Source organism: Microbacterium sp. NPDC064978 (genome assembly GCF_044543605.1).
In the GTDB taxonomy this organism is placed as follows: Bacteria; Actinomycetota; Actinomycetes; order Actinomycetales; family Microbacteriaceae; genus Microbacterium; species Microbacterium meiriae.
This window is the reverse complement of record NZ_JBITWF010000002.1, coordinates 174,224-185,828: the sequence shown is the minus strand read 5'-3', so window position 1 is coordinate 185,828 and position 11,605 is coordinate 174,224. Positions and strand designations below refer to the sequence as shown.

General features: G+C 72.8%; 11 protein-coding genes. 8 read left to right on the top strand and 3 right to left on the bottom strand.

The window, feature by feature from the left end:
- Genes ACIGJI_RS07875 through ACIGJI_RS07855 form a run of 5 tightly spaced genes read left to right on the top strand, consistent with a single transcriptional unit; the run spans window position 1 to window position 6,112 of the window.
- Window positions 1–2,499, top strand: coding sequence for a transglutaminase domain-containing protein (locus ACIGJI_RS07875; protein ID WP_366244180.1), 2,499 nt, complete (start codon window positions 1–3; stop codon window positions 2,497–2,499).
- On the top strand, window positions 2,496–4,097 hold the full coding sequence (locus ACIGJI_RS07870) for a DUF5684 domain-containing protein (protein WP_363444837.1): 1,602 nt from the start codon (window positions 2,496–2,498) through the stop codon (window positions 4,095–4,097). The genes ACIGJI_RS07875 and ACIGJI_RS07870 overlap by 4 nt, the downstream gene beginning before the upstream one ends.
- Window positions 4,094–4,921 carry a PP2C family serine/threonine-protein phosphatase gene (locus ACIGJI_RS07865; RefSeq protein WP_187663150.1) on the top strand — a complete coding sequence of 276 codons (828 nt, stop codon included), beginning with the start codon at window positions 4,094–4,096 and terminating at the stop codon, window positions 4,919–4,921. The genes ACIGJI_RS07870 and ACIGJI_RS07865 overlap by 4 nt, the downstream gene beginning before the upstream one ends.
- Entirely contained in the window at window positions 4,918–5,592 is a 675-nt protein-coding gene (locus ACIGJI_RS07860; protein ID WP_363444835.1) for a hypothetical protein, read from the top strand. The genes ACIGJI_RS07865 and ACIGJI_RS07860 overlap by 4 nt, the downstream gene beginning before the upstream one ends.
- A 58-nt stretch (window positions 5,593–5,650) precedes the next feature.
- The gene (locus ACIGJI_RS07855) at window positions 5,651–6,112 is read left to right on the top strand and encodes a hypothetical protein (RefSeq protein ID WP_363444833.1); all 462 of its coding nucleotides are present in this window, start codon (window positions 5,651–5,653) and stop codon (window positions 6,110–6,112) included.
- 15 nt (window positions 6,113–6,127) lie between these two features.
- On the opposite strand, the gene ACIGJI_RS07850 is transcribed toward ACIGJI_RS07855, so the two are convergent.
- The 3 genes from ACIGJI_RS07850 to eccD are packed head-to-tail and all read right to left on the bottom strand — an operon-like array spanning window position 6,128 to window position 10,131.
- A complete protein-coding gene (locus ACIGJI_RS07850) occupies window positions 6,128–7,438 on the bottom strand; it encodes a S8 family serine peptidase (RefSeq protein ID WP_363444831.1) in 1,311 nt (436 codons plus the stop codon).
- Window positions 7,438–8,793 carry a type VII secretion protein EccB gene (gene eccB / locus ACIGJI_RS07845; RefSeq protein WP_363444829.1) on the bottom strand — a complete coding sequence of 452 codons (1,356 nt, stop codon included), beginning with the start codon at window positions 8,791–8,793 and terminating at the stop codon, window positions 7,438–7,440. Before eccB ends, ACIGJI_RS07850 begins: the two co-directional genes overlap by 1 nt.
- Before the next feature lie 3 nt (window positions 8,794–8,796).
- Window positions 8,797–10,131, bottom strand: coding sequence for a type VII secretion integral membrane protein EccD (gene eccD / locus ACIGJI_RS07840; protein ID WP_363444827.1), 1,335 nt, complete (start codon window positions 10,129–10,131; stop codon window positions 8,797–8,799).
- A 155-nt stretch (window positions 10,132–10,286) separates the two neighbouring features.
- Between eccD and ACIGJI_RS07835 the strand changes: the two genes are divergently transcribed.
- The 3 genes from ACIGJI_RS07835 to ACIGJI_RS07825 are packed head-to-tail and all read left to right on the top strand — an operon-like array spanning window position 10,287 to window position 11,583.
- A complete protein-coding gene (locus ACIGJI_RS07835) occupies window positions 10,287–10,583 on the top strand; it encodes a WXG100 family type VII secretion target (RefSeq protein WP_259952759.1) in 297 nt (98 codons plus the stop codon).
- Window positions 10,580–11,236, top strand: a complete 657-nt coding sequence (locus tag ACIGJI_RS07830; protein ID WP_363444825.1) for a hypothetical protein — start codon at window positions 10,580–10,582, stop codon at window positions 11,234–11,236. Before ACIGJI_RS07835 ends, ACIGJI_RS07830 begins: the two co-directional genes overlap by 4 nt.
- A 35-nt stretch (window positions 11,237–11,271) precedes the next feature.
- The gene (locus tag ACIGJI_RS07825) at window positions 11,272–11,583 is read left to right on the top strand and encodes a hypothetical protein (RefSeq protein WP_187663158.1); all 312 of its coding nucleotides are present in this window, start codon (window positions 11,272–11,274) and stop codon (window positions 11,581–11,583) included.
- Window positions 11,584–11,605: the final 22 nt, after the last annotated feature.

The window sequence follows — 11,605 nt, the reverse complement described above, 5'->3', positions numbered from 1 at the left end:
GTGCCGTCGGCGCTTCTGCTCTGGTCTCTGGGATACGTGCTGGCCGGTGTGCTCCTCGCCACGGCGGCCGCCTGGCCCGTCTACGAGTCGTCCCGAGCCCTCGCCGTCGGGATCATCGGCGGCCTCCTCGGCATCGCCGTCGCGGTCGTCGCGCGCGTCCTGCGCTGGGGAACGCTGCTCGCCGCGGTCGCCGCGGCCGGCGTGTACCTGCTCGTCGCGGTGCCGCTCGCGATCCCCTCCGCCCTGACCTCCGTGCCCGCGTTCCTCGGCGGTGTGCGGGATGCGGTGCTCGGGGTCGTGCTGGGCTGGAAGCAGATGCTCACGCTGAATCCGCCGCTGGGGGAGTACCAGGCAGTCCTCATCCCCTTTCTCGTGGTGATGCTGTTCGGCTCATTCGTCGCCACGCTGCTCGTCTGGGGCGGGGGCAAGCGGGCGGCGGCGGCCGTCCCGGTGGTGGTGGCGATGAGCGTCTTCGGCATCGCCTTCGGTGTGAGCGGGACGTCCTCTCCCGTGACGGTGGCGGGAATCGAGCTCCCCGCGCCGCGCGAATGGCTGGTCGGGGTGGCGGTCTTCGTGGTGTCGCTGGTCTGGCTCGTCGGGCGCACGCGCCTGCAGCGCGCCGCCGCGCTGCGCAGCGTGGCGGCGGCGAACATCTCCCGTCGCGCGACCCCCGCCTGGCTCACCGTGCGCCGCCACCTCCTCTCGGCGGGGCTGGCCGTGGTCGCCCTGGCCGCGGGCTTCGCGATCGCCCCCGCCGCGGCCGGCTGGTCCGACCGCTCCGTGCTCCGCGACGAGATCGAACCCATGGTCGTGGTGCAGGAACAGCCGAGTCCGCTCAGCTCCTACCGGTCCTGGTTCTCCGGCGACACGCTGGACACGCCCGTGGTGCAGCTGGAGGGCGACCCCGGCGCCGTGGACCGCCTCCGCCTGGTGACCCTCGACGCGTACGACGGCGAGGACTTCCACATCGACGCCGACGACCGCTTCAGTCGTCTGCCGCGCTCCGCCCTCCCGGGCTCCGGCCGGGTGACGCTGGAGGTGACGATCGGCGACGCCTACCGCGGGATCTGGGTGCCGGCACCCGCCGGACTCGCGGAGGCGCCCGGATTCTCCGGGGAGCGTGCCGATGCGCTCGCCGACGGCTTCCATGTGAACGCCGACGGCGACACCGCGATCACCGTCGCCGATGCGCCCGGTGGCGGGGAGGGCCTCGTGCCCGGTGACCGCTACTCCGTGCTGATCGATGCGCCGGAGAAGCCCGGCGACATCACGGCCCTCCAGGGCGGCCGGTCGACCCTCGACGCCGATCGATTCCCCGCGCTCGTCGAGTGGGCGGAGATGCAGGAGCAGCCGCGCACCGGCGCCGGCTACCTCGAGCTGATCGATCGCCTCCGGTCGCGGGGCTACCTGAGCCACGCGCTGCTCGAGGATGCCTCCGCTGCGGGGTGGATCGCGGCGCTCCAGGCGTCTGAGGGATACGCGTTCGCGCCCAGCTACGCCGGACACTCGGCCGCGCGCATCGAGGAGCTGTTCACCGAGCTGACGGAGCAGGAGCGGCGGGCCGGTCCCGACGCCGACCCCGAGCTGCTCGTGTCGGCGGTCGGTGACGACGAGCAGTTCTCCGTGGCCGCGGCGCTCCTCGCGCAGCACTGGGGTCTCGAATCCCGTGTGGTGCTGGGCGCACGACTCGCGACGGCGGAGGAGGTCCCGGGGATCCCGGCCTGCACCGAGGTCTGCACCGGCGCGAACATGAGCGCCTGGGTCGAGGTGCGTGCGTCGGGCGACGAGTGGATCCCGGTCGATGCGACGCCGCAGTACGCGATGCTGCCGAGCGCCATCACCGAGGGAGAGCAGCTGCCGGAGCACCCGACCGTTCCGGAGCAGCCGCGGTCCGAGGCACTGGACCCGCCGCAGGCGCAGAGCGACGCGAACAACGACGCGCCCCCGCTGGAGGAGCCGGGCTCGGAGGTCCTCGCCTTCCTGCTGCCGATCCTCACCGGGGCCGGACTGGGTCTGCTCGCCCTGCTCCTGCTGGCCCTGCCGTTCCTCGTGCTCCTGGTCGCGAAGAGCCGACGTGCCCGCGCGCGCCGCACGGCCCCGGACCCCGAGGTCCGGCTCGCCGGCGCCTGGGAGGAGCTCGCCGACGTGTACGCCGACCACGACGTGCCCATGGTCGCGCAGGGCACCCGGACGCAGCGCGCACAGTCGAGCGGTCGTGCGGCCGCGCAGCGGCTGGCCGCTCTCGTGGACCGCGCCGTCTTCGCCGAGCACCCGCCGACTCCCGACGACGCGACGGCCGCGTGGGCGATCGTGGATGAGGAGCGAGCGGAGCTGGCGAAGACGGGGACGCGGTGGCAGCGTCTGCGCACGCGTGTGCGGCCGACGTCTTTCGTCGCGAGGACGCGCTCCCTGCGTCTCCCCGGCTTCGGCGCGCGACCCACGCTCGGTACGCTCGGAGGGACCGGTTCACTGGATGACCGGAAGAAGGGGGACTCATGACCGCGCCCGCGGACTCCGGTCCGGCCGCGATGCTCGCCATCATCGTCGGACTCGGCCTGCTCGTCGGCCTGGCCGTCTACGTCTGGTACGCCCTGGCGCTCTCGCGCCTGTTCCCCCGCATCGACGGGGAAGGGTGGAAGGGATGGGTGCCCGTCCTCAACGAGGCCGAGATCCTCGCCCGCGGGGGAGTGCCCGCCTGGTCGGTGGTCTTCTACTTCATCCCGCTCGTGCAGCTCTACGGCATCTACCTCAAGGTCGTCGCCACGCATCGCATCAACCGGCGGTTCGGGCGGGGCGCGGGGATGACGGTCCTCGCCATCCTCCTGCCGCCCGTGTGGGCGACCATCCTCGCGTGGGGCCCGGCGCCCTATCCGGAGGGGGACCGACTCGCGGCGCTCCAGCCGGGTCCGCGCCGTAGTGCTCCGCCTTCCGCGGCTCCCGCGCGCGACGCCTCGGGGTACACGATCCCCTCCCTCGCTCCGGCGGGGAACGGATCGCCGGAGGCGCCGTCGCTGATCTTCCCGGACTACGCCGCGCCGCCCGCGGTCGCTCCGACCCCACCCCCGGGTGCCCCGCCGACCGCGGGTGCGCCGCAGGGCGAGCCCGCGGCACCGAGGTCGTTCGCGCCGCCGGTGTTCGCTCCGCCTGCCGCGCCGCCGGCTCCGTCGTCCTCGACGCCGTCTCCGTCGTTCGCACCACCGGCGCCGCCCGCGCCGTCGCCCGCGGCTGCTCCCGTTCCGCCGGCTGCGCCCGTTCCGCCGACTGCCTCGATTCCGCCTGCTGCCCCGGTTCCGCCGGCGGCGCCCGTGCTTCCGCCCGCGGTGGCTCCGACACCACCCTCCCCGGCCGCACAGCCGACGCCCTCCGCTCCCGCGCAGCCGACGACCGGCATCATGGCCGCGATGGGCGACGTACCGCCGGCCGCCCCGCAGCCCGCGCCGGCCCCTGCTCCCTCCGTGGACTCGCCGCCGAGCGAGGAGCCCGCTGCCCCCGCGCCGGCTCCGGAGGCGAACCGTGTCGTCCGACCCGTGCCGCCCTCGTTCCGCGACGGCGGTCAGCCCGAGGCCCCGCAGATGCCCACGATCCGCCCTGTTCCGTCGATGACGGCTGCGGCACCCGCGGCGGAGCAGAGCGCGCCGGCGCCTGCCCCCGCGACAGAGGCGCTCGCGGTCCCGGGCGGTCTGGTCCCCGACGTCGACAAGACCGTGGTGACACCGCGCCCGACCGACGACGACCTCGATGCCACGGTGGTGGTCGCCCGCAAGCGCGGCGTGCGGCGGGTCCTTGTGCTGGACGACGGTCGCCGGTTCTCGCTGTCCGGTGCGAGCGTCGTGATCGGCCGGAACCCCACAGGCGAGCCGGGCGAGCAGCGGCTGGCCATCCCGGACACCACGCGCACGCTGTCGAAGACCCACGCCCGCCTGGTGGTGCAGGAGGACGAGTGGCGACTGACCGACCTGCACGCCACCAACGGCGTCGTGGTAGTCGCGGACGACGGCTCGGAGACCCTCCTGGACGCCGGGGAGAGCGTGGTCGGCACCGGCCGGTTCATCCTGGGCGAAGTGGGCATGCACGTCGTCGCGGAGCGCGATTCGTGACCGTGGAATCCGTCGTCCTCCGGGTCGCCGCGCTGACCGACACCGGGCTCACGCGGACGGCCAACGAGGATGCGGTGCTCGACGCACGCCCGGTCTTCCTGGTCGCCGACGGCATGGGCGGTCACGACGCCGGTGACCGCGCGAGTGCGGCCGTCGTCGCCGCCTTCGAGCCGTTGCGGGGGCGAGCGGTCGACGTCGGCGACATCAGCGACGCTCTGAGCCGTGCCACGGCCGTGGTCGAGGCGATCGCCGCCGCGCACAAGCGCGGCGCAGGCAGCACCGTGACGGGTGTGGCCCTCGTGGAGCACGAGCGCGCGCCGCACTGGCTCGTCTTCAACGTCGGGGACTCCCGGGTCTACCGACACCACGGCACCGAGCTGGCGCAGCTCACGATCGACCACTCCCTCGGGCAGGAGCTCGTCGATGCCGGAGAGCTCCGCCCCGAGGACCTCGCCTCGTTCTCGCGCCGCAACGTCATCACGCGGGCGGTCGGCGCTCCGGACAGCACCGCGGACAGCTGGCTCCTCCCCGTCGTCGACGGTGAGCGGCTCCTGCTGTGCTCCGACGGGCTCACCGGCGAGGTCAGCGACGAAGCCATCCGTGCGACGCTGACCATGAACGGCCGTCCGGAGACAGCGGCGGCGGCTCTGGTGCGCCGCGCGCTGCAGGGCGGCGGACGCGACAACGTCTCGGTCCTCGTGATTGACGTCATCTCCGGCGGCGCGCGGCCCCGTCCCGACGACGCGGCGGGCGGACGGGCCGCGGTGTCCGCGCTCACCGACTCGATGCTCGACGGCACGACGGTCCCGGTGCGAGCGCGATGAGCGACGATGAGGTCGAGGAGACCGTCATCCTGACGCGGCGGGATCGCCGGCGGGCCGAAGCGGCCGTCGACCCGGTGCCCCCGGCGGCCGATGACACCTCGTCCGCCGTCGACGAGGCGACCATCGTGGTGGATCGCGCGAAGACGGCTCCGGCTCCCGACCGGACCGACGATGCCGCAGTGGACGCGCCCGAAGGCACCGTCGCCGATGAGCCGGACGATGCCCGGCCCGAGGACGCCGCGGGCGAGGCCATCGACGACGCGACCGTGGTCGTCGATCGGTCCGCACCTCCGGCGGCCGACGCCCCCGAGGACGCCACCGTGGCGGTCGCGCGTCCGGCTCGACGCCTGCGGCGGAAGAAGGGTGCCGCCGCAGCAGGCGACGGCATCGCACCGAAGACCGCGGGGCCGCGGTTCACGGTCGATTCCTTCGCCGCCCCGGACGGCGCACCGGCCCCCGCGATCTACAAGCCCCGACCGGCATCCCGCACCCCCGTCGCCCCGCCCGTCGTCGTCGGGGCGGCCGCACCCACGCGGGTGGTGGAGCCCGGGCTGCCCTCCGTCGCCAAGCAGGCGCAGCGGTGGAGCGTCTTCACCCTCGCTGCGACCGTCGGCGCGAGCGTCGTGTCGGTGGCCGTTCTCGTGGTGCTGGGCTTCGTCGTCTTCGGCTGAGGAAGCAGGCGCCGTGCGGTCCTCGCTAGGGTGGGACGTCGGTGGAGGGGACGGACGGATGGATCAGGGTGTGAAGCGGTCGGCGACGACGAGCAACACGTCGCGCAGGCCACGTGTCGCCGGCGTGTTCGCCCTTGTGTTCGGTGCTCTGACGACGATCGTCGCGATTCCCTCGCTCGTCGCGGCGGGGACCGACCCGGGATTCCTCTTCGCGGGTCTGGTGGCTCTGGTCGTCGCAGCGGTGTCGTTCCTCTTCGCCGGCTTAGCCTTCCGGTTCGTCCGGGAGCCGTCGACGACGCTCACCGCGATGACCCCACTGCTCTGGCTCGTCGCGGCGGCGCTCTTCGTCGGTGTGCTGGGCAGCATGGGGGCCTTCGTCTACGGTCAGGTCGTTCAGAACCAGCAGAGCGCGGCCGTCGGGCTGCTCCTGCTCCCGTTGGCGGGAGGTGTCATGATCACCGGTGCGGTGCTCGTGGGGGCGGTCGTCAGGGCGCGACGGGCGGCAGCCGCCGGCCGGTGAGTCGGCCTCTGACTCTCAGACCTCGGGCTCGGGGCGGTCGAGGAGGCCGCCCTGTCGTTCGACGTCGGCCGCCGCGTCGGGCGGGGACTCCCGGCGTCGCCGGAGCACGATGAGGATGCCGAGGACCCCGAGCAGGGTCGCTCCGGCGATCGCGGCGATCAGCGCCACCTCGCGGGTGAGGATGAAGGGCGGCACGCCGTGGTCGGGGTCGACGCTCACGACCGGGGGTCGCACCGCGCTCTCCGCGGTGTCGAAGAAGGGGCTGACGGGCCCGCGCGTGGTGGGGTCGGGGAGGAGCTGGATGGCGGCCGACGGCCGGATGAAGCCCCAGCCGTTCACGTCGTCGCGGTTGTCGGCATCGGCGCGGAGTGCCGTGGCCGTCAGTCGATACGCCCACCCCGCCGGAGGATCGTCCGGGTGTGCCTGGGCGACCAGCGCGGCCGCCGCGCTCACGTAGCCGGTGGCGAAGCTCGATGCCGGGGCGTCGGAGGCGAACAGGCAGTCGCCGCCGCCCGTCGCCGCGGTGAGGACATTCGCGCCGGGGGCCGTGACGCCGACCTGCGGCCCGTGGATCGAGCTGTCGGTCGCGAGGCCGTTGGCGTCGGCCGCGCTGACGCCGAGGGCCTGTTCGTAGGCGGCGGGATACCGGGCTCCGTCTTCCGCCTCGGGGTCGGAGGCCCTGTTGCCGCCGCTGGCGACGACGAGCGCTCCGACCGCAGCAGCGTGCTCTACCGCCCCGCGCAGCGCAGGCGAGTCCGTCTCCTGTGACGACGAGACGTTGATGATGTCCGCGCCGTTGTCGGCCGCCCAGTTGATGCCGTCGGCGAGGCGCTGGGCGCTCGGGCCCCACCCCTTGTCGACGTCCTGCGGCGAATCGCTGCGGAACGCGCGCACGGACAGCAGGCGCGCGTCGGGGGCGAGGCCCACGACACCGGAGCCGGAGACGGGCTGCGCCGCGATCTGCCCGGCAATGGCGGTGCCGTGCCCGGTCAGATCGCTCAAGCCGTCAGCGCGTTCCCCGTCGCCAACGAGGTTCACACCGCCGACGACGACACCGGCGAGGTGCGGGTTGCCGGCGTCGATTCCGGAGTCGACGACCGCCACCACGATGCCCTTCCCGGTGGCGAGACGGTTCGCATCCTCCGCCCCGAGGGCCGTGAGTGCCGACGGCGCCTCCGCAGCGAACACCACGGTGCCGGGCTCGCAGGCACCGGTCGCCATCGACACGATCGTCGTGGGGGCAGCCGGCGCGGCCACCGCGGCGGCCGGCGTCCCCAGCACGGCAGCACCCACCACGAGGGTGGCGAGAGCGGCACGGCGGCGCATCACTCGTCCCCGGAGCCGGGCGACTCTCTCGCGGCCTCGGTGGTCAGCGCCGGCCCGGCGGCGAAGAAGTCGATCCACGCGCTCGGCACCCGTCCGACGTCGCCCGGGGTGTAGCCGAGCTGGGCGAGCGGGCCGCTCGCCGCGTCTTCGGCCGACTCGTCCAGGACGGCGCCCGGAATGGCGTAGGCGGTGCCGGACTCGTCGACGAGAACGGCCATGCCCACCGCTTCATCGGACGGGCCGCTCGTCTGCACGAGGGCCCCGCCGCCGACGGTGACGCCGACGCGGTCGCGACCTTCCGGCAGCTCGGTGCTGGTGGACCCGAGGACGGTGCGGGCGTCGTCACCCAGGACCGCGCACGGCGTCTCGTCGGATGCGAGCGGCGTCAGCGGAAGCGTGGGCCAGTCGTCGCCACCGGCGTTCGGCACGGTGGGCACGTCGGCCACTTCCGCCGGCGACACCTCTTCCTCGTCCGTGCCGGCCTCCTGCGCACTGCCGAGCAGGTAGAGCTGGTACGCGAGCGGGCTGAGGCGCGCGAGCTCTCCGGTCGCGAGCGCGACGTAGCGCTCGTCCGCGGGGCTGCCCTGCACGTGCACGATCGTGCCCGCCGTCAGGTCGGTCCCCGGCACCTGGGCGCCGACGGCGTTCAGCCGGATCGGCTCCAGATCGGCGCCGCTCTCGAAGAGGTTGAGCCAGCGCCCGTCGACCTCGATGACGTCGCTGGTGCCGAGGCCGACCGCGCGCAACACCGCGTTGGCGTCGTCGGCGGGGACGGCGTATCGCAGGCCGCCGGCGATCACGAAGAGCTCGTCGCCACGCTGCACCACAGCGCCCGTGCCCGTCGACGGTGCCGCGATCGGCGTCCCCGAAAGCGAGACGGCGGTGCCGGCGGCGTCGTCGACGCACGCCGTCCATGCCGTGTTGATCAGGGCACTCGGGGTGGGCAGGTCGTCGGGCGCGCCGAGGATGCCGATCGAGCCGCCGACCGGGATGCCGTCGAGGGCGGCCTGATCCGTGCGCACGACCTTGAACTCGCCGGCGGGGATGAGCAGGCGGGCGCTGGCGGTGTTGATGACGGGGTACAGCGTCCCCTCGACCGAGACGTAGCGGGCGCCCGTGTCGGTGGCGACGATGAGGCGGTTGTTCTGCCAGTCGCCCGGGAGGCCCGGCTGCATGATGCCCCAGAACACGCCGACGAGGATCACGCCGACGGTGAGGGCGATGCCCGCGATCACGGCGCGCAGCGGCTTGGCGGGTTCGAGCTCCTTGCCGCCGGGGGCGCCGCCGGTGAAAGCGGAGAGGAGTCGTCGTCGGCTGAAGCCCTGGGCCTCGATCAGGTCCTTCTTGGTCGCCATCGGTCAGACGAGCCCCGCCGTGATGACCCCCAGCGGGAGCAGGAGGGCGAGCGCGACGACCTCGACCGTGTCGCCGAGCCGCGTGAGGCGGAGGCGGGCCTTGGGTGTGAGCAGCGTGAGGCCGATGAGGACCACGGTCGCGACCACGAGGATGAGCAGCATCCAGGTGCGCACGTCGGGGAGGGCGAGAGCGACGGTCACACCGGTCGCGGCGAGGCCGATGGCCCCGATCGCCATCAGCACGAGCACCCCGAGACGGGCGTGCATCTGCCGCGACTGGAACATCATGCCGACGAAGGCGAGCACGCACAGCACGGCGCCCGTGACACCGCTGGCGGCGACGAGCGGGGTCGCGATCAGGGCGGCGAGGCCGAGCGCGGCACGGAGCGCGATCAGCGTGCGGGTACCGGCCGCGGCGCGACGCTTCACCTCCTCGGCATCGATGGGCTGCGGTGCGGAGAACATGTCGGCATCACTCTGCGGCGAGATCACCCGGATGCGGGTGGAGCTCAGGGCCAGCCACGGGATGCCGTTCGCGAGCAGCGCCGTGGTCGCGAGCATCAGTGCGTACGAGGCGAGCGGGTCGCCGAAGATCGCGGCCGCCGTAGCCGTGATCCCGATCGAGGCGCCGAGGGCGATGGGCACGAGGTGGATCTCGGGCTTGTCCTGGGTGACGGCCAGGCTGAGGCCTCCGACGACGACGAGTCCGAGCCCGAGAGCGGCGAGCGGCCAGCCCCAGATGCTCTGCGCGGGGACCGCGAGGTAGCCCGCGAGCCCGCCGTACGCCGCGGCGGTGAGTCCGAGCGCATGACCGGCCTCCGGCTGCCGCAGCCGCATCAGCACCGCGGCGGCGACGCTGAGCACGACCGCGCCCGATCCCGCGATGATCGCCGGGAGCAGAGACGTCGGCGGCGTCGCGACGAGGAGCACGGCGCAGAGGGCGAGGAAGGTGAGGCTGACGAAGAGGGCGGTGCGGGAGCTGTCCGCGGGCGTCCAGGAGTTGTGCTGCTCCGCCGTCGCGTCGATCACGGCTTCCACGACGTCGTCGTAGATGCGCGGCTCGCGCATGAGCCCGCCGCGCACCAGGGTCAGCAGCTCGCCGTCGTGCACGCCCTGGGCCGCGGCGCCGCGAGCGGGGTCGAGGGGCGTGCCGTCCGCCCGCTGCAGCGCGTATCCGCCGTGCGTGAGGGTCGGATCCAGCACGCCCAGACTCCGAGCGAAGCCGGGGATGATCTCGACCAGGGGGACCTGCGATGGCACCCCCACGTCGAGCCTGCGGTCGTCGCTGACCACGGAGATCCGCAGCACGGTTCCTGCCACGGTGCCGCTCTGGCTCATATCGGTGGTGTCCCCCCACGTGTGCGATGCTCTCCCGCCGCAGGCGTTGCGGGGGTCCGGCCCGGACTCACTCTAGTTGACAGGCCAGATACTATCTGTTGCGAACGCGTGGACGAGCGATGGCGGCGTCGCGCGACCGGAGGAAGGCGGGGGAGATGTCGGAAGAGATGAAGATCGGCGGCTCGCAGATCGAGGCGCTGGTCGGTGAGCTCCGTGGGGCGCGCGACGAGATCGCGCGACTGCTCGGCGACCTGCAGGCGAGCCTGGACCGGCTCGCAGGTGAGTGGAGCGGCGAGGCCCATCGCGCATATGCGCACGCCCAGGGGCGCTGGAATGCACTGATGCAGGAGATGCAGGACGAGCTCGACCGCGTGCAGCGACGGACCGGGGACTCGAACGACGTCTTCGCGAACGCACAGCGGTCCACCAAGAGCTTGTGGAGTGAGGCATGACGAATCACGATTCGACGCATGAGCGTCTGGGAGCCCTGCGCGCGGCGGATCCCGAGATCTGGACAGTGTCCGACGATGATGGGCTCGTACAGGTGTCGGTCGGGGCCGACGGTGCGTTCGACCTGCTGCGCCTGTCGCCGCAATGGTGGCGATCGGTGCGTGCGGAGGATGTCGGTCCGCTGATCCTGCGGCTGTTCCATGCGAGCGAGGCGTCCAGGAATCAGACGAAGGTGGAACTGGAAGAGGAGCTGGGGCACCGCGCCTCAGCGGGCGAGACCGCCCCCACCGTGGAGACGCCGAGAACGCAGGGCCGCGCCGCCCTCAGCGCTCGGCTCGGCAACCTTCTCGCCGCGTTCTCGGAACTCGATGACTATCGGCGATCCGTCGAAGCAGCGACGCGCGAGTCGATTCAGCTGCGCAGCCCGTCGGGAAACGTGACGCTCGAGCTGGTCGGCGGGACTCCTCGCGCCCTGGACGTCGACCCCTACAACGTCCAGTTCACGCCCGAACAGACTCTCGCGTCCGAGATCGTCGGACTGTTCCAGGAAGCGGACCATTGGCTGCGTGATCAGCGTGACCGCGTGCTCGGTGACCTGCCGGAGCTCGAGGCGGTCGTGTCATCCGTCCGCGCCCGCACCCACCCCTCGCACTGACCACCCCTGCACCCGCATAGCGACGACGGAGGACCATGAGTTACGAAGACTATGAGGCGGCGCTCGAAGATCTCGAGGCGGACTCGAAGGTGTGGAGCGACCTGTCCACGACGTACGGCGAAGTGGCCGGGATCGTCGAGGAGTGCGCACTGGCCCGATTCGAGATGGACGGAATCGGACACATGGTCGGTGCCGAAGAGAACTACAACACGGCGCAGGACACGATCTCGACGCTCGTCGACGATGCCAAGATCGCGCTCCAGGCCGTGTCGGACAAGCTTGTCCAGACGAAGCGGAACTACGAGGCGGCCGACGGCTACTCGCAGTGGTTGCTGGATCAGGGCTGAGCCGGAGCCTCGGAGAGGAACA